The 19,055-nt window shown below is 37.1% G+C and carries 17 protein-coding genes; 5 read left to right on the top strand and 12 right to left on the bottom strand.

Features of this window, described 5'->3' with window-relative positions; translation table 11 throughout:
* Window positions 1-166: 166 nt before the first annotated feature.
* Both FHK88_RS00975 and FHK88_RS00970 read right to left on the bottom strand, forming a co-directional pair.
* Window positions 167-2,059: a chromosome condensation regulator RCC1 gene (locus FHK88_RS00975; protein ID WP_227428912.1), complete on the bottom strand. Its 1,893-nt coding sequence runs from the start codon at window positions 2,057-2,059 to the stop codon at window positions 167-169.
* 197 nt (window positions 2,060-2,256) lie between these two features.
* Window positions 2,257-2,988, bottom strand: a complete 732-nt coding sequence (locus FHK88_RS00970) for a hypothetical protein (protein WP_227429186.1) — start codon at window positions 2,986-2,988, stop codon at window positions 2,257-2,259.
* A gap of 310 nt (window positions 2,989-3,298) precedes the next feature.
* Here FHK88_RS00970 and FHK88_RS00965 point away from each other — a divergent pair, with 310 nt between their 5' ends.
* From FHK88_RS00965 to FHK88_RS00955, 3 genes are read left to right on the top strand one after another with little or no spacing between them, the layout of a single operon-like run.
* On the top strand, window positions 3,299-4,387 hold the full coding sequence (locus tag FHK88_RS00965) for a DUF2157 domain-containing protein (protein ID WP_227428911.1): 1,089 nt from the start codon (window positions 3,299-3,301) through the stop codon (window positions 4,385-4,387).
* The gene (locus tag FHK88_RS00960; RefSeq protein WP_227428910.1) at window positions 4,384-5,520 is read left to right on the top strand and encodes a DUF4401 domain-containing protein; all 1,137 of its coding nucleotides are present in this window, start codon (window positions 4,384-4,386) and stop codon (window positions 5,518-5,520) included. Before FHK88_RS00965 ends, FHK88_RS00960 begins: the two co-directional genes overlap by 4 nt.
* On the top strand, window positions 5,517-6,116 hold the full coding sequence (locus FHK88_RS00955) for a GDYXXLXY domain-containing protein (protein WP_227428909.1): 600 nt from the start codon (window positions 5,517-5,519) through the stop codon (window positions 6,114-6,116). Before FHK88_RS00960 ends, FHK88_RS00955 begins: the two co-directional genes overlap by 4 nt.
* A gap of 351 nt (window positions 6,117-6,467) precedes the next feature.
* Here FHK88_RS00955 and FHK88_RS00950 read toward each other — a convergent pair whose 3' ends face one another.
* The 3 genes from FHK88_RS00950 to guaA form a co-directional block, all read right to left on the bottom strand.
* Complete coding sequence (locus FHK88_RS00950) at window positions 6,468-6,758, bottom strand: type II toxin-antitoxin system RelB/DinJ family antitoxin (RefSeq protein WP_227428908.1); 291 nt, start codon at window positions 6,756-6,758, stop codon at window positions 6,468-6,470.
* A gap of 131 nt (window positions 6,759-6,889) precedes the next feature.
* Window positions 6,890-7,819, bottom strand: coding sequence for a WG repeat-containing protein (locus FHK88_RS00945; RefSeq protein ID WP_227428907.1), 930 nt, complete (start codon window positions 7,817-7,819; stop codon window positions 6,890-6,892).
* Between the two features lie 56 nt (window positions 7,820-7,875).
* Window positions 7,876-9,474, bottom strand: coding sequence for a glutamine-hydrolyzing GMP synthase (gene guaA, locus FHK88_RS00940; RefSeq protein ID WP_227428906.1), 1,599 nt, complete (start codon window positions 9,472-9,474; stop codon window positions 7,876-7,878).
* A gap of 140 nt (window positions 9,475-9,614) precedes the next feature.
* Between guaA and FHK88_RS00935 the strand changes: the two genes are divergently transcribed.
* Window positions 9,615-10,052 (top strand): hypothetical protein, encoded by a 438-nt coding sequence (locus FHK88_RS00935; protein WP_227428905.1) that lies wholly within the window; start codon window positions 9,615-9,617, stop codon window positions 10,050-10,052.
* Window positions 10,053-10,224: 172 nt separating this feature from the next.
* Here the strand turns inward: FHK88_RS00935 and FHK88_RS00930 are convergent, their stop codons facing one another.
* The 4 genes from FHK88_RS00930 to FHK88_RS00915 form a co-directional block, all read right to left on the bottom strand.
* Window positions 10,225-11,907 carry a hypothetical protein gene (locus tag FHK88_RS00930; RefSeq protein ID WP_227428904.1) on the bottom strand — a complete coding sequence of 561 codons (1,683 nt, stop codon included), beginning with the start codon at window positions 11,905-11,907 and terminating at the stop codon, window positions 10,225-10,227.
* Window positions 11,891-13,285 (bottom strand): McrB family protein, encoded by a 1,395-nt coding sequence (locus tag FHK88_RS00925; RefSeq protein ID WP_227428903.1) that lies wholly within the window; start codon window positions 13,283-13,285, stop codon window positions 11,891-11,893. Before FHK88_RS00925 ends, FHK88_RS00930 begins: the two co-directional genes overlap by 17 nt.
* Window positions 13,282-14,325, bottom strand: a complete 1,044-nt coding sequence (locus FHK88_RS00920) for a DNA cytosine methyltransferase (protein WP_227428902.1) — start codon at window positions 14,323-14,325, stop codon at window positions 13,282-13,284. Before FHK88_RS00920 ends, FHK88_RS00925 begins: the two co-directional genes overlap by 4 nt.
* Before the next feature lie 162 nt (window positions 14,326-14,487).
* Window positions 14,488-15,303, bottom strand: coding sequence for a crotonase/enoyl-CoA hydratase family protein (locus FHK88_RS00915; protein WP_227428901.1), 816 nt, complete (start codon window positions 15,301-15,303; stop codon window positions 14,488-14,490).
* A gap of 227 nt (window positions 15,304-15,530) precedes the next feature.
* Between FHK88_RS00915 and rlmF the strand changes: the two genes are divergently transcribed.
* Window positions 15,531-16,478 (top strand): 23S rRNA (adenine(1618)-N(6))-methyltransferase RlmF, encoded by a 948-nt coding sequence (gene rlmF / locus FHK88_RS00910; RefSeq protein WP_227428900.1) that lies wholly within the window; start codon window positions 15,531-15,533, stop codon window positions 16,476-16,478.
* 209 nt (window positions 16,479-16,687) lie between these two features.
* Here rlmF and thrC read toward each other — a convergent pair whose 3' ends face one another.
* The 3 genes from thrC to FHK88_RS00895 all read right to left on the bottom strand — a co-directional run bounded on the left by thrC (window position 16,688) and on the right by FHK88_RS00895 (window position 19,053).
* A complete protein-coding gene (gene thrC / locus FHK88_RS00905; RefSeq protein WP_227428899.1) occupies window positions 16,688-18,103 on the bottom strand; it encodes a threonine synthase in 1,416 nt (471 codons plus the stop codon).
* A 41-nt stretch (window positions 18,104-18,144) separates the two neighbouring features.
* Window positions 18,145-18,399 (bottom strand): hypothetical protein, encoded by a 255-nt coding sequence (locus FHK88_RS00900; RefSeq protein WP_227428898.1) that lies wholly within the window; start codon window positions 18,397-18,399, stop codon window positions 18,145-18,147.
* Between the two features lie 183 nt (window positions 18,400-18,582).
* Complete coding sequence (locus FHK88_RS00895; protein WP_227428897.1) at window positions 18,583-19,053, bottom strand: hypothetical protein; 471 nt, start codon at window positions 19,051-19,053, stop codon at window positions 18,583-18,585.
* Window positions 19,054-19,055: the final 2 nt, after the last annotated feature.

Genomic DNA, 19,055 nt, shown 5'->3' with positions numbered 1-19,055 from the left:
AAGTGAGTATAAACCCAAACAATTTGTTTCTATTACAAAATTGTCTAATGCTTATACTCACTAATTTTTGGCTATATTTTTCTTGCTATCGTTTTCCAATTAGAATTTATGATAAATCTTATACTTAATACAAGACTTACAAACTCTCATTTCATTACTGAGTTGGCTAAATGGGAAACTTCAATGCAATGGGAGTGTTATACATCCAAATATTCGTCACCGTATCACCACCACCAAGTGAACCCTCAAAGCTCCATCCCCAGCTAAAAATACCACCATCTTCACGTTTGGCAAGCTGATGCAATGCACCCACGCCCATATCCACCACATTGGTTAAGCTGGGTAATTTATCCGTTGGCTCAGCTAAGTCCATATAGTTTGGACGACCATCTGCCCCTGATTCACCATACATTCCCCATGGATAGACCTTACCATCTTTTTTCATCACATAGCTGGTATTACCATTGGCATAAACGTGCTTGCTTTGTTTATCCGTTGACCAAGGTAATAATGTCGGAGTGGTTATAAATCTATCCCATTTTTGCTGTGTATCAGGCATATCTTTACTGTTATAGCCCACTTGACTGCTTGCATTTAACCCCCATGAATAAACTTCTCCCATATCAGTTAATGCCAGTACATGGTCACGCCCAACCGCAAGCTCTTTGATTTTTACTGCCTCTGCTAAGGGTACTTGTAGTGGCTTGAATGAAGAAGGGATACATCCTGTCTCTTTTGGATTATCGCCTCGCTCACAGACTTTACCCATTCCAAAATTACCATATTTATTAGAGCCCCATGCCCACACTTGACCTTTATCATCTAGTGCATAAGAGCTTGTTGACGAAGCAACCACTTGGATAATTTTACCCACATTGGCTTGAGATGAAAAATCCACCTGTACAGGTGTACTACTATTTTTGACACCATCTACACCAAGCTGACCTTCACCATTATCACCAAATGCCCAAACTTCCCCTGCTTTATTGAGTACCAATCTGTGTCCATAACCACTGCTAATTGCTACCACATCTGACAATGAATTCACCTTACCAATGTCTAGGCGACAGTTTTCTGTTTTACGTCCACAATCACTGCGTCCTGTGTCACCTCGACCCAGCTCACCATCACCATCACTACCCCATGTATATACGCTACCATCTTTGGTCAGTAATGAAGAATGATTTTGATTAAATGAAATAGACACAATATTTTTGGGTGCGTTAGTTATCAATTGAGGCGAAATAGAATGTGCATCACCATCATCACGAATACTGGTGACATCGCCTCTGCCTACTTGTCCGAAGTTATTACGTCCCCACGCATACAGCTTGCCATCAACCAATGCGCCCGTATGTGAATTTGCTGCGGTTAAAGTATGTCCAAAATAGACATGCTGTGTTTTGGTCGTCTGATTGCCCGCTTTATCCATTACTGTAATGGCAATCTCATTATCACCTGCTTGCAATGGTGTAACAACCTCAAACTCACCTTTTGCATCAATGGTAATAGCTTCTAGCATACTATTGTTATTAGCAGTTTTATTTAGCAATAATTGCACAGATAATCCTGCCAATTCCCCATCATCACTCACCTTACCTTTGAATGCAGTTTGGGTCGTACGGCTCACTTGATTTGCACCTTCATCTGCCAATACAATGCTTGGTGCGACCTTATCCACAAATACAGTGGCTTGATAGACAACTTTATTACCTGCGACATCAGTTGCGGTGATGGTCAGCTCATTATCACCTACTTGTAGTGGTATCTTTGCAGAAAACTCACCTTTATCACTGACTTTAACTGTTTGTGTGTCATTGCTTTGTGCAGACTGTATGGATAATATTAATCCTGATAATGGCGCATTATCTGCCACAGTACCTGTAATGGTTATACTATCCTGATTGGTAGTAACATTTGTTAAGTCACTATCAATGGTTAAGGTCGGCTTTGTTGTATCTGGCTCTGATATGTGGTGATGATTACTCCCTCCACTACAGCCTGATAACATCAAGGCAGATATCATGCTAGCTAATAACAATGAATGAGTATGACGCATAACAACTTCCCTTATTTTATTAACAATACTAATATAACGATAATGATTATCATTATCATATCCTATAATAATTAAAATAGATATCCAAGATATAAAAATATGTATCTTAAAAAAGGGAAATATTTCAGATATTAAAGGTATATTTACCATGCAACAAACACAATAAATACACCCTAACTATTAGATAATTGCTACGATTAATTCGCCAACAACTGGAAGGGGAAAGTGACCACATCAAATGCTAAAGCAAACGGTAGTAATACCAGCTTTTCTGCACCACTTCGTCCTCCATGATGGGCTGTGCGTTGCTCTTGGGAAGATTGAGTATAAATCGTCACTGCATAAGGTTTAGTCAACGCTTGGTATTGTGACTGAATCAAATCAAAATTGCTGACCTGTGGGTATACGCCCCCTTTAATTGGCACAGTAAAGCAAAAACGCTGGGCATTAATACGTAAATCACTGTCTGTAGTACATTCTTGCCCGCCATGCTGTAAAAAGAACTGATAATCTGAGCGTTTAAACTCATCTTTAAGTTTGGCATAAGACAGTTTCATTGTTCCTTGAAAATAGCCATCATTTTTTGGGGAATAAAAACTCATGTCATTATCGACTTGAATATTTTCTGGGGTTAAATTGGTCAATAAACTCACCATCTCTGCCCCACCTTGACTAAGAACATAACTATTTTTTTCACCAACGATGACCATACTGGTAGCAGGCATATTAGGTAATGGCTGAGCAGGACGACCAAATGCCACCAACTGGTCTTCGACCAAGGTCTGTTTTACTGTTTTAGTTGATGTGGTATATCTGGGGCTATCACCCTCTAATAAAGAGTTTGTGGCACAGCCTGATAAAGCCAGCAAACATAAAGAGACACCTGCATAAGCACCGATATTCATTACTGATTTTTGGGCTTTTTTCATACCTTTGATAGTCATCATATCCTTCCTAAAATATTGTTAGTCGCTTATCTTTTTTAGCGTTTTATGTCATCTTTTTAAGCCTGACATAACCATATCATACCTAGAGTCATTTTTATTGTATAGTCAATTTAGACACTTTTATAACACATTAAAATATATATTTTGATACAAGAATATTCATAACCGTTACTACCAATCCACTTCAAACTCCGTCAGACTAATAGAAACAACGATATATTTTGGTATTTATAACTTTATTACTTTTATAACTCAATTATTTTTATAACTCAGTATTTATTAGGGGAATTCCATGTCCCAACATAATCATAAACCGCTTCGAACACGAACACCTAAACACACACTTTATCCTGACATCACATCTAATCAGTCTAATCATTATCCACTCAACCAAACTTTCTCTATTCCAAGCCCAAAACAATGGCTTACCTTTTTTGACAGTGCTTTATTAGTCATTGGCGTCGTGGCGTTAGCATTATCAGTGCTATTTTTTATCGCTTATAACTGGCTGACAATGGGATATATGGCTAAGTTTGCTCTGGTTGAAAGTATATTGATAGTAAGTATTTTAATATACACATTTCTTGTTTTAAAACGCCAATATCCACTGGTACAACGGCTTTTATTGCTATTTGCTAGTTTAATCACTGGTGGTTTATTGGCACTATTTGGGCAGGTATATCAAACGGGTGCAGATCCTTGGCAGTTATTTTTTACTTGGGCCCTGCTGATAATACCTTGGGCAATTTTGGCTCAGATGCCCGCTTTATGGTTGTTATTTTTGGGTCTTATCAATATCGCCGTTTTACAATATCAGCCCCTATTACCATGGCAGAGTCCTGATTTTGGCTTTGGCTCTGTTATTGAGATTAGCACTTTAGCAGGTATTAATATCATCGCCTTTATAGGGTGGATTCTATATTTTAAACAGCCCACACTTGATACACCAAAGCTTAGTGCGGATGAACCTAAAAGCCCTAACTCTACGACAGCACCCACTCAGCAATCGCTACACTGGAGTAGCTATCTGGTTGCGATACTCAGCACTTGGTATGTCAGTAAGCTGGCAGTTATTGGGGTGATAAATGAAACAAACTTCGCTATTTCTGCGATGGGTTTTCTTATCTGGCTGGCTTGGGCTATGGGTATTTATCTGTATTTTCGCCGTCGCCATGTCGATCTGTTTATGCTTACCTGTCTATGTGGCTCTATCGTCACTGTATTAATGATATGGACAGCAGACAATATTTTTCAACATGCAGGGCTTGCCAGAGATAGCGTACTGTTTTTGTTGTTAGTCATCCTTAGCTCAGCATCTATGGCATGGCTACGGCAAGTGGCTCAAAGCTTAGCAGAAACTTCTGATAGAGGAGCAGTATGATGATAAACAGGTCTCAAATATCTCAAAATACACCTCAAATCACGCATACTGAGATGCCGTGGTATGTCAGCAGTTTGATGCTACTATCAGGCCTAATATCAGGCTTTTTCTTAATCAGTATTTTTTCTATTTTACTTGCTGGGATGTTACACAGTTTTGGCATATTAATCAGCTTTGCTATCGCCATGACTGCCATTAGCTTTTGGCTATTTCGTTATAGCGATCGTATAACTCTCCATCACATCCAGATTTTTATCAGTAGCTTGGGGTTTAGCATCGGTATGGCAGGGCTAGTTTACTGGTTTTTGTCCATCAATGAGCTACTATTAACTGCATCGCAAACCGCAGGTATTCTGTTACTTATCCAAATTCTACTAACCCTAATCATGCCAAACTTTATCTATCGGCTGATCAGTAGCTTGCTGGGTATCGGCTGTTTGTTGTTTTTGTTATATCAGTATCATGCCTTAGAGGTCAGCCTTGGGTTACTGGCATTGTTTGCCAGTATTTGTAGCTTACAAAGTGATGAGCTTATTAGCTACCTCCCTAACAAATATCAACCTTATGCCAAGCGTCTTAACCACGTACTTACTTACGCCATAACGTTTGCTTTACTGACCATCTCTGCCTATTTTATTGTCTCTGAGCAAACCCTTTATGCCCTTTATGGATTTGATGACGTCAATCCATTTGCCCAAACACTTGTTAAACAAGGCTTATTAATCGTTGCCAGTCTGTATGCCTCATGGCTTATCTTGCGTCGTTATGGCATCAGCTTGCTATCACACACAGGGCTACTTATCAGCACAGCGGTCATTATCATTGGGCTACTATCGCTATATGTCTCTGGACTATTGGCAACCTGTCTGGTGATTGTCATGGCATTTGCCAATAAGCAACGAGTGTTGTTAGGACTGGCTATTTTTGCCCTTGTGAGCTATATATTCTGGTATTACTATCAGTTAGATAGCAGTTTATTAGTTAAATCTGGCTCAATGCTTATCATCGGTCTGGCGTTATTATTGCTACGTTGGTACTTGTTGCGTCGTTATGTATTACATCAGTACTTGCCTCTTCATCACACTGCCAACACGCACCTAACAACAAAAAAAAATAAGGGCAAACAACAATGATTCATCCTAAAATTACCTCCAAGGAAAAAATCCGTAAAAACCTACCAACAGGACTACCAACCTTATCTTCGTGGCGACAAAGACCAACCCTTAAAATATCCTTAGCCGTTGTAGCTTTAGTGATAGTGCTGGCAATAGTCAATATAAATATCAATAAATATGAGCAACATTTGGCAGATGGTGATACGGTGCTATTATCCCTTGCCCCTGTTGACCCACGTAGCTTAATGCAAGGTGATTATATGAGGCTACGTTTTGCCATCGCAGATGATATTGAAAGGGTATTTGAAAAGCAGGATAAAGATTTGTATCAACCAAGCGAAGGCTGGGTAGTGGTGCGTAAAGATAAGCATAGTGTTGGGCAGTTTGTCCGTTTGGTTGACAATCCCAATACGAACTTAGCCCCTAATGAGATGGCGATATATTATCGGATACGTGGTGGTCAGGTAAAATTTGCCACCAATGCTTTTTTCTTTCAAGAGGGGCAAGGCAGTCAATATGAGAATTCAGAATATGGGGTGCTAAAGGTCAATGATAAAGGCGAACCATTGTTGGCGGGGTTAGCAGATAAGGATTTTGTGGTGATTGGGGAGTGATTGTTTTTAATTAGTTATTTCTGATTTTTGAATTCAAATTAATTAAAACCAGTTATCTAAAACAAGTCACTATGGCTACCTAAGCGAACTAAGATTAACTCACCAGCACTTATCTTATAAATGGGGGTGTTCTAAAAAGTATGCTACCCCCTCCCTGAGAGGCGTTAAAAAATTGCATTGCAATTTTAGCCTCGCAAGGGAATTTCTTTAAATAGAAATTCCTAAAAATAGGGGGCTAGGGGGAGGGCTGAAATAATGGAAATTCATTAAAAATAACCACAGCATACTTTTTGAAACACTACCGTCCCGTTTAAACTGGGCGGTGAGCGATATTTTTTTAGTTTGGCTCATTTATGATTGCCTATCCTCACCAGCCATTGCTAACATCGCTTGCATGGCTTCTTCTGTGGTTGCATAGGTTTCTAGCTCTCCCCGATCCACTGATTTAATCGCCTCAATGGTCGTTTGGTTAGGCACATGACTTGCCCAATCTAATGACAAAGGTACTTTGCCTGTATGAGCAATTTGATTAAAAAACATTCGCACCGCTTGCATTGGGGTTAATCCATACTGCTCTAATACTGGATAAGCACTGGCTCTTAAGTCATCATCAAGACGCATATTAAAATTTGTATGACCCATAACAAAACCTCTTGAATGTAATGGTAACTACATTACATTCAAGAGGTTTTGTATATGATAATCAAGTGAAAACTTGTGTTATAAGATGGAAAATTGAAAGGAGTTTAAATATATATCATGGCTGATAATTGCTAATTGGCAACTGCTTCTGCTATCTCTTCAATAGGGCAATCTGTACGCTTACCAGTAGTATCAATGCAAAAATGATGACCATAATTTGTATTAGGTTCGTTGATATATACTTTTGCAATGCCATTTTCAAATGTTGAGACACTGTCGTATTGTAAAGCAATGATGACTTTACCTTGTCTATTAATATAACCACATTTTTTCTCTGCACAAACTTCTGCTAAGCCTTCCGAAAAATCTCTGGCACTATCATAAATAAATGGCACAACCAAATTGCCTTTTTTATTTATCAAAGCAAACTTCTGATTTGTTGCTAAATCTTTAATAACCCATGCTAAACCATCTTGAAAGTTGTGAGCATAGTCATAATCTGTATCCAATATGATATTTTCATGGTTATCAATATATTTGGCGTGACCGTTTAGCGTAACTGCTAGTAAACCTTCACTAAACATACCAATATGGTCATATTTAATTGATATGATTTGTTCACCTTGTTGATTAAATAAGCCGTATTTATTATCCAAACCTACTTTGATTGTGCCATCTTTTTGAAATTTCATATAGTCATAAATAAGAGGTATTATCTGATTTGCGTTATTATCAACCAGCCCATATTTTTTATCTATCTCAACAATGGCAACACCATTATAATAATCATGAATTCGGTCATAAATAATAGGGATAATTTCTTTTCCTGTTGTATTATTAATTATTCCTTGTTTAACACCTAACTCACTCCTTACAAAAACAAGAGATACCTCTTCTGATAAGGGTATTACCCAATCATATTTATCATTGATATTTTGTTGGGAAGAGATATGTTGTTGCAAAGATACTTTTGAAACAGCCATATCAGCACTTGCTAAGCTCATATTGGTTATCAATAAAGATAAACCTAATATGGCTGAATTCAAAAGTAGTTTTTGCATAAGTATGCCCTTTTTTTATAGATTACCTAGGGTTTGTTTATAGATTATACCCTTATTTACTCCCACTCAATCGTTGCAGGTGGCTTGCTTGACACGTCATAAGTTACCCGAGATACATCTTTAATCTCATTCATAATACGGTTTGATACCGTTTCAATTAGCTCATAAGGCAGATGGGCAAAACGAGCAGTCATAAAGTCCACCGTTTCTACCGCACGCAACGCAATCACCCACGCATAACGGCGACCATCACCGACCACACCCACTGATTTAACAGGGGTAAACACCGCAAAGGCTTGCGCCGTTTTTTCATACCAACCAGATTTTTCTAACTCTTGCATAAAGATGGCATCGGCAAGGCGTAAAATATCAGCATATTCTTTTTTCACCTCGCCTAAAATGCGTACACCCAAACCAGGGCCTGGGAATGGGTGGCGATAAATCATCTTATGTGGCAAGCCCAAAGTGATACCCAGTTTACGCACTTCATCTTTGAATAAATCACGCAACGGCTCAACCAATTCAAACTGTAAATCATCAGGCAATCCACCAACGTTATGATGGCTTTTAATCACATGGGCTTTGCCTTGATGGCTTTTTGCTGATTCGATGACATCAGGATAAATCGTTCCTTGAGCTAAGAATTTGATTTCCTCGCCTGTTTCGCTATTTTTTGATAATTGACGGGCGGTATCAGCAAACACATCAATAAAGGTTTTGCCGATGATTTTGCGTTTTGCCTCAGGGTCAGCTTCACCTGCCAATGCGTCCAAAAATTGCTGTTCAGCATCGACACGAATCACTTTCACACCCATATTTTCGGCAAATACCTGCATCACTTGGTCGCCTTCATGCAGACGTAGTAAGCCATTATCGACAAACACACAAGTTAATTTATCACCAATCGCTTTATGCAACAGCCCAGCCACCACCGAGCTATCTACACCACCTGACAGTCCAAGCAATACTTGAGCATCACCGATTTGCTCTTTTAGCTGAGCCACTCGCATATCAATGATATTATCAGGTGTCCAATCGCCTGCACAGCCACAGATTTGATGCACAAAACGGCTTAAAATTACCTGACCTTGCAAGCTATGGGTCACCTCAGGGTGAAACTGCAAACCATAGTAGCGTTTTTGTTCATTTGCCATCACTGCAATCGGACAGCTTGGTGTACTGGCGATAACCTCAAAGCCTGTTGGCAGTTCGGTCACTTTATCGCCATGACTCATCCATACATGCAGTTTTTTTGGTTCATCTTCGATGTTAATTAGCAATTCACAATCAGCGGTGACATCTATGCTTGCCGAACCAAACTCATGTACATCACTGGCATGCACCTGCCCACCAAACTGCTGAGCCATCGCTTGCATACCGTAGCAAATGCCCAATACAGGCACGTCCAAATCAAACACTGCTTGGTTAATCTTTGGGCTACCTTCGCCATGCACACTTTCAGGGCCACCAGATAAGATAATGCCTTTTGCGCCAAAGTTTGTGATACGGTCGCTATCAATATCAAAGGGATACATTTCACAAAAAACGCCTGCTTCACGCACACGGCGGGCGATAAGCTGGCTGTATTGTGAGCCAAAGTCGAGGATTAAAATGCGGTCTTGTTTGATAGAGGGGGTAGCAGAAGTAGTCGACATAAAATATAAATCCATCAAAAGAAAAGAGGTAGTTAACAACCAAAAGTTGTGCTTATTTTAACAAGTTTGCAGGGTATAATGGAAAGGATTATCAAGTTTACGGATGATAATGCATATAAATTTTTTATAAGGATGAATCTATGAATATTTTAAAACCTTTTGCCATCACATTAAGCATTGGTTTATGTGGCAGTGCATTGCTATTCACAGGGTGTCAATCTACACCAAACCAAACGTCATCGAAGACTTCTAGTGTAGCAACTCATACAACAGCTTCGGCTGATAGCACACAATCAACCGCTCTAGCAAAAGGCTTGATGAAAGTCGATGAAAACCATGCTGTCCTTCGTTATGACAACGTCCCTTATGTGCTAGACAGTTTTATCATTCCTTTTGCCCAGCCCTATTACATCTTGATACAACGTCAAGACAAACAGCCGTTTGATAAAAATACTGCCACTAAAATTGCCATTGATTATATTAAGCCTCGCGGTTGCACCACCCCTTTACAGCGTCGTAGTGAGCTTGATAAGCAAAATAGCAATGGTAGCCAGTATTTGATTGGGGTGGCGTGTTGATTGATTATTTATAAGCTTATATCTAATAATAAAACGGTATGAGGCATTTCATGTAAACGCATGTTTGCCTCAAAACCTAGCTCTCACAATATACCTAACCACACAGAATACTGTTTCTTTCATGGCTAAAAACTTATTTGAGTAACAGTTTTCTATACCAAATAGGAAATTATTATGAAAAGAAATACTGATCAATTTCATCTTCTTTAGTAGCTAACTCTAAAGGTTTAGCAATTAGTAATGAATTATCTATGCTAATACACTTTCCATTTAACTTCCTAAAATTACAATTCACATGTTTTATGAGTTCATCTACTGTCTCAAAGTCTTTTTTGATAATAAAAAAACCAGATTGGTCAGGTGAGTTAAAGAAATTAATAAACTTCTCTCTAAATAGTCTTTTTGTTGCATCTCTAAATGCTTGTATATCATGTTCATTTTTAGAAGTATATGACTTAAGTACAAATAAAAAATTTATCTTATACTCATGAATGAATAGAGTATCTCTATCAAATAAACGATCAGAAAAATGTGAAGAAGAAATAGGAACATCGCTTTTAGGCTCTAATAAAGCATCATCAAAATTATGATAATCATCTATGTAACCATAAATAAAGAAGTTTGGAGTTATATTATAACCCTCTGTAATATCATCTCTATATCTTAGATTATTTGGCAATTTATTTTTTTGATTTAGAATATCAATATTGAACTGAATAACATTCTTAGCATAGGTAAACTGTTTGAATTGTGAGGACTTACCTGCCTTTCCGTAAGGTTTATAGTACTTAGAATCACCAATATAAAATATATTAGAGTTATCTATCAGCGACTTATCAGAATATATATGATCTATAATCTTTCCATCTGGATGATTTTTCAAATCCTTAAGAGATAGCCCTTCTGTATTTTCAAAATCGGATTCTATACTATTTTTAGAAAACAATTTATCTATCATATCCTCAAAAACTATATTATAGTTATCAATTGTTATGAACTCTTTACTATTTTTATATTTAGAACCCCAGTCGCTTTTAGAAAAATAAAGTTCACATAAGCGATACATAGATCTATACACATCAGAAAAATAACGATATTTTATTTTCTTAAGTTTATTTAACCCATTTAACTTAAGAGACTCAAATGCACTGCCCTGTATGACTTTATAGCTTTTATCAATTGATATATTTAAAGAATGCTCTTTATTTAAATATTGTAAGATAGAAAAGAAATATACTAAAAGCTCTTCTTGTTTATCAATTAATTTATTTTTATTTATAAATTGATTGTATATAGGCTGTCCCATATTATTTATCAAGGGTAGCTTTTTACTAATAGTTTTAGACCAGCTTGTTTTCTTTGCTGACTTTGAGCTTGACTGAATATGACGATATAATATCAGATTTTTATTTTTCTTATAAAAATTAATAAAAGTTAATAATAAATCTAAATAAGTATATTCTTGGCTAGAAATATTTGACTGCAATAAGTAATGATTAGATTTATGAAGCAAAATACTTTCATTATTTCTTTTCTGAAACTCTCTAAGGCTATTATAAAAATATATTATTAACTGTCGAATCCATTGATACTTACTATCATGTTTAAAGGTATCTGTTACATCAATGTGTAATAATTCATTTTTATTTATACCAAATATTGTAAGTTCCTTATCAGTACTACTCATAAAGACTTTAGGTAACATATAAACTAACTGATTATTACTTAATGAATGGTAATAGCCTACTGTAGTAATAGTAGCCTCATAACTATTTTGGCTATAAAATCTTGCATCATCAAATATTTCTTCCAGTATATCTATAGGATATGTTTCACCCTCAATCAATATCTTCATCGGTAGTACTATCCATTACCATTTTTATCTCAATATCTAAACTATCTAATATCTCTCTCACTCTAGCTTCACCATTAGTATCAATAGGGAAAAAATCTTCGTAAGTTATACTTTCTAGAAAAATAGACTCACTAGAGAACTCATCTTTAAAAACATCATTCCATAGATAAAAGATAGCTTTATTTATAAAAGATTTAAGACTTATTACACCTTCTTCAGGAATAATAAAATAGTTCCCTATACATTTATCCATACCCAGATTTGGATTAATTTTTATTTTATCATTCACTGCCTTAATAAAATCAATCCAATAAAATGACTCTTTATCATTAATATTAACTTTGAAGCTAGAAGATATATTTTCATCATTTCTTTCATAATTTATTGGTATATACTCCCAATCCCAACGACGTTTGAATGCACTATCCATTGGGAATAGTGATTGATCAGAAGTATTCATTGTAGCTAAAATTGTTAGGTTATGAGGCATTTTTAGTCCATTAATAATACCTTGATGACCTTCTGATAGCTCTTTTATTAAATAAGCCTTTAATTCATTTGATGGAGTCACTGTATATTCTTGATTTTGGTCTAAAAGCTGGAATATATCTCCAAAGATTTCAGCACAGTTCCCTCGATTAATCTCTTCTATCACCAGATAAAACTGCTGATCTGGCTTACTCCATGCTTTAACATAGATATTTGTAAAGACTTGAGGAACAAATTCATATTTTATTTCACCATCTTCACTAACAGGTCGGTAGCCACCAACAAATGAGGTATAGTCATAGTCTGGATAAAATGTTACCGTCTCAATATTTTCTTTAGGTATTGATTTAAGCTTTTCTTTAATAGTATGCGATTTTCCTGTACCAGGAGCACCATAATAGATAGTATTTAACTCATGATTTATATATCTATCCTTTAAGTAAGAGTTGGGTTCAGGATACTCCTCTATTAACTCTTCTAACTTATTGATAGCTCTTTCTAGTTTAGTTGTGTTTAACAGTATTTCATTTTCAGAGTAATTTTCTACATTAATATTATTAGCCCAACTAATTATTTTACTCAAGGTGCAAAATAATGGTTTAGTTTGTACCGTAGCAAGTGCATTTGCTGTACTATCAGTATAAAACTGACTTCCTAAATCTCTCCATTCTTTCTCAATATACTCTTCTGAACCTTTAAATTCTTCAATATTATCTTTAATATCAATTAAGGTTTGTAAAATAGCATCTATTCCTATACTAAAGTACTTAACACCTCCTCGTTGTCCAGAATTACTAAATTTTATATACCCCCACCTAGTATTTATTTCTGCTTTAAACTTTTGATTTTCTGAAATATCATCTAAGTACTTTGAAAGATTTAAAATCATAACAATTGCCTTTTTATTTCTGAAAATATTGTTTTTATTACTGGTACTGACACACTATTTCCAAACTGTTGATAAGCTTGTGTATCTGAAACAGGTATAATAAAACTATCATCATAACCCTGTAATCTACATGCTTCACGAGGTGTTAATTTTCTAGGATTTTTACCTTCTTGACTTACCATTATTTCACTACCATCCTTGTAATAACGTGCTGAAATAGTACTTGTATATGGTGAACTTTTATCGAATAAACTAAACCCAAACCCATTACCCTTTTTTTTATGTTCTTTTTTTCTCCTTAAGTGTCCTGCATATAATTTATCAGATATTGTATATTTTTCTGGAACACTATCTTCTAAAATATCACCCAAACACACTTTTTTAGATTTATTCTCTAGGTCTTCCTTATTAAAAATAGGATTTTTATTTTCTGTAAGTCCTAATGGAAACATAAAATTCTTATTAGTTTCTTTTAACCAAGCAACTATAAAAATACGCTCTCTATTTTGTGGAACACCAAAATATTTTGAATTGAGAACCTCATTTGCTACCTCATACCCTAACTCATCTAAAGTTCTATTTATAATACTTAGAGTTCTACCTTTATCATGGTTTCTTAGCCCTTTTACATTTTCAAGAAAGACTATTTTTGTAGGATTTCCAGAATCTTTTCTTTCTTTTAAGATTTCTACCACATCAAAAAATAATGTTCCTCTAGTATCATCAAAACCTTTTTTAAGCCCTGCTTGAGAAAATGGTTGACAAGGAAACCCTGCACATAGGACATCAAATGAAGAAGGTACACTATTTTTTGTTTCATCTAGTGTAATATCACCTAATGGCTCATCCCCATAATTAGCTTGATAAGTTATTTTTGAGAACTTATTCCACTCTGAGGTGAATACACATTTTCCACCAAGCTTTTGAAGAGCCAGCCTGAACCCACCTATACCTGCAAATAAATCAATAAAAGTGAATTCAGGATTTTGAGGTGGTGGAAAAGGAATTTCTTTCATTAAGTGTTTTAAACTAGTATTCATTAATAGTCCTAAATTTCATATTCAATACAAGAATATTTTGCATTATAGAGACTTAACTAACAACCTTAACTCATTTCTATGCGACATTTAGTGTCATTTATAAGTAAAGTTGTTATTAATTATGAGAGATATATTTTACTCACTTGCTAATTTATACACAATCTACCGCCCCACAAACTTCGCTTCACGCTTCTCAATCATTGCCATCACCCCTTCTTTGGCATCTTCTGAATGAAACAATGCAGGTAGATAGCCATGCAGTTCTGCAAATGCCTGCTTATTGCCCTCTACTCTTGCCGTTTGTGCCGATGCCAATAACGACTTCACTGCCAGTGGTGCAGACTGGGCAATCTCTTGTGCCATCGCAAGTCCACGCTCATATTGCGTGCCTTTTGCCACCACCTCACTAACCAGATTGAGCCTATCTGCTGTTGTCGCATCAAATGGCTTGCCCGTCAGTAAATACGGCATTGCCTTTTGCCAGCCCGATGCCTGTACAAAGCGTACTGTTGCCCCACCAAACGGCATGATACCACGTTGTACCTCCATCTGGGCAAAGTTGCAATCCTCACTGGCGATAACCACATCACTATTTAGCATCAGCTCAATCCCTGCGGTAAAGCACGTACCTTGCACTGCCACCACCACAGGCTTAGTGCGACGTTTACCACTAACACCCCACGGGTCAATCTGCGTCTCATCAAACGCAAAAATACCCTTATCTAATTTATCCTGCAACTCCATCAAATCCAGCCCTGCGGTGAAATGCTCACCATGTGCAAATATCAACGCACAGCGTAGCTCATCATTATTTTCATATTCAGTCAGAGCAGTTGATAGCTGGCTAATCATGTGGCTATCAAAGGCATTACGTTTCTTGGGGCGGTTTAGCCCGATGAGGCAAACATGACCTTGCACATCAACGGTCAAGCGTGTGTAGTCAGTTTCAGGGTGTAAATTAGAATTAAGCTTTGTCATAACATCATCCTTAATAAGAATAGTTTTTATTTAATTGTCACTATAGCCAATATAAATGCCATAACTTGCTAACGCAAGCTTATAGCACAGCCTAGAACTACAATAAGGTGACGCATCAGCCACAATATTCCCCTTACCATGTGTTAGCCCTAGTTAGACTAACTAGTAATTTTTATAAATACTCTTATAGATATCAATTTTTATAAATGGTTTGCTACAATACCTGCATGAATATATCCAAAAACAAATCAGCTTCTCTACACTCTCGCAATCCGCATCAAGGTCGCTATGACTTTGAGGCATTGACACGTGCCTTACCCAAGTTGGCACAATACAGCATCAAAAACCCAAATGGTGAGCCGACCATTGACTTTAATGATGCACAAGCAGTAATTACCCTAAACCAAGCCTTATTAGCACATCATTACGGCATCAAGTTTTGGGATTTGCCCGCAGGCTTTTTATGTCCTCCCATTCCCAGTCGTGCCGATTATATTCATCATATTGCTGATTTGTTAAATAGCAGTAATGACAACACTGATTCCACCATAGCCGATAAAGGCGTTCACGCTCTTGATATTGGTACAGGGGCAAGTTGTATTTACCCAATTATTGGGGTGCAAGCATACGGTTGGCGATTTACCGCCAGTGACATTGACCCCATCTCGGTCAATACCGCCAAGCTGATTTGCCAAAGTAATGCACCACTAAAAAACAAAATCAGCATCAAACAGCAAACCAACCCTAAGCATATCTTTTATGGCATCATTAGCAAGCATGACTATTTTGATATCACCATTTGTAATCCACCGTTTCATGCATCTTTAGAGCAAGCACAATCTGCCAACCAACGCAAACGCAGTAACCTTAAAAAGCACCGTCAACAACGCTCAAAACCTCTGCATAATAAAGAAAACAGCACTGGTTTAAACTTTGGTGGGCAAAAAGCCGAGCTGTGGTGTGAAGGTGGTGAATTGAGCTTTATCAGTCAGATGATTACTGAAAGTATGGATTTTGCCGAACAGGTGGCTTGGTTTACCACATTGGTATCGAAATCAGAGAATATTGCTCCACTTAAAAAACGTCTCGCTCAAAGCCAAGCCAAACATGTCGAAGTAATTGCGATGCAACACGGGCAAAAGAAAACCCGCATTTTGGCATGGCGGTTTATTTAGTGTTGATACATAAATAAGAGATTAAAGGCACTTGTTTCACATGAAACAATCTATAGTCAAAGAACGTTTTAACAGCTATGGTGTTGTCCTATTTGCTGTACAACCATATTATCTGCACTCATTTGCTATCTTCAAAAAATATATAAAAAAGCCAATATCGGTGAGATATTGGCTTTTATTTTTAGAAATTAAAAAAACTGACTTCTTTATTAACTGGGCTGAACCACCTTACGAATTTCATCAGCAACCAGTTCAGCATCATTATCTAATACCAATACGTGCTGCTCTAAATCTTCTAACCCTTCAGTGTGGGCAGGACGCTCAATGTCGATTTCACCCACTGCCTCAACGATGGTATCAGCAAACTTCACTGGCAATGCGGTTTCAGCACAGACAATCACCTCACCGTCTTGTTGCAACTCTTTGGCGACTTTTACCCCATCGGCTGTATGTGGGTCAATAAGCTCGTCAGTTTGCTTATAGACGGCTTTGATGGTTGCCAAACGGTCGGCATGGGTTGATTTACCTGCTGCAAATCCATAACGCTGATTCACCACTTGTAACACATCAGATAAATCAAAACCAGTTCCTGATTTTACCCCATCAAATAACTCATGCACCCGAGCGGTATCTTTATCAAGCAATAAATAGATAAAACGCTCAAAGTTAGAGGCCTTAGAAATATCCATAGAGGGGCTAGAGGTAACGTAAGTTTTATCAGCAGGGCGTGGGTTGTATGCCCCTTGATTAAAGAAGTCATTTAGTACGTCATTTTCATTAGTGGCAACGATTAATCGCTCAATTGGCAAGCCCATCTCACGAGCAATATGACCTGCACAAATATTACCAAAGTTACCCGATGGCACACAAAAGCTCACTTTTTCATCGTTGCTATCAGTCACTGCAAAATAAGCTTTAAAGTAGTAAACAATCTGTGCCAAGATACGACCCCAGTTAATCGAATTAACTGTGCCTAAGCTGTATTTGGCTTTAAAATCTGCATCTTGTTGCAAGGCTTTAACAATGTCTTGGCAATCATCAAACATACCTTTAATAGCGATATTATGAATATTGGCATCGTCAAGGCTATACATCTGCGCTCGTTGAAAGTCACTCATTTTGCCATGTGGTGAGAGCATAAATACTTCGATATTATCTTTACCACGCAGTGCATATTCGGCAGCACTGCCTGTATCGCCACTGGTCGCTCCGATGATGGTTAAACGCTCGCCTTTTTGTTTTAGCACATATTCAAAGGCATTGCCCAAAAACTGCATCGCCACATCTTTAAATGCCAATGTCGGACCATTAGATAACCCCAAAATATACAAGTTATCCTCAAGTTTACGTACTGGAGTAATGTCCTCACTACCAAAAACTTCGGTCGTATAAGTACGATTGATAATGTCGGCTAAATCAGCCTCATCAATGTCAGTAGCAAACAGTCGCATGATGGCTAGGGCAAGCTGTGGGTAGCTAAGCTGTCGCCACTCATTTAACGTCGCATTATCTATCTGCGGATAGCTTTCGGGGAGCATTAACCCACCATCAGGGGCAAGCCCCATTAGTAGCACATCGCTAAAATCCATCGGCTCAGTTTGACCACGGGTACTGATATATTTCATTTAGATTTCCTAGTTTTGTTTGATTTAAAAACCATCTTAATTTATGGGGTGCTATTGGTAAATATTGCATTCATCTGCTCAATACTGACCGCTTTTTTATTCCGCAAAGCATATTTACCAAAAATATTATTTAATTCATTAACATCACTTAATGGCTGTTCGACCCTTAGCTCATCACCTTTCCAACTACCAGCTAACCGAGCCAATGCTTGCCGTTTTTTCTCAATAGATAATTGTTGAGAAGTTAATGTATGTTTATTTGGTGATTGTTTCTTTGGTTGTATTTGCGTACGCAATACCGACTAAATATACTCACTGATATTATTCTCACCTACCTCTTTAACCAAATCTTGATAAAAGTCTTCATCAAATTCTAAAGTCACTTGCATGATAATTTCCCCTTATTTAGCAACTTGAATACTGTATATGCTCAAACCATCGCACCAATCAGCATATAGGCTATTTTATGACTAATAGCCTTAATTGATATCTAAGCACTTATCAATCTTCCATGGTAAAACCGTTATAAAAAATATTTCTACGGTATTTTGCACACTATCAAATAAGTCTAACTTGGTACTACAAAAACCCATTTTAAAATTATCATTAATTGCTTGTAGCTCTCTAGTATAAGACTCTTTATCCAATTGGATCCTACAATCTTTACCAATAAAACTACCCACAAAATAAAATGAACCATCATAGAAATGCTGATGACAACTATTCTTAGAAATATAGTTAACGTCTAGCTCCTTTCTATAATCTATACCAATGCTGGCAAATAGTGCTTGAATATCATTAGGATAGGCATTGCTTCTATTTGCAATAAAGTTTTTACAGTTATCACAACCACACCTCTCAGCACTACCCTCTGTCCATTTTGCATAAAGCTGTTGGGTCGCTTCTACATCAACAATAAGTGTCCAATCTTTAAACTTGATATGTTTCATAC

Origin of the sequence: Psychrobacter sp. I-STPA6b, assembly GCF_020662265.1 — a bacterium.
Classification (GTDB): domain Bacteria; phylum Pseudomonadota; class Gammaproteobacteria; order Pseudomonadales; family Moraxellaceae; genus Psychrobacter.
The sequence above is the reverse complement of the archived record's forward strand: the minus strand, read 5'-3'. Positions and strand labels throughout refer to the sequence as shown.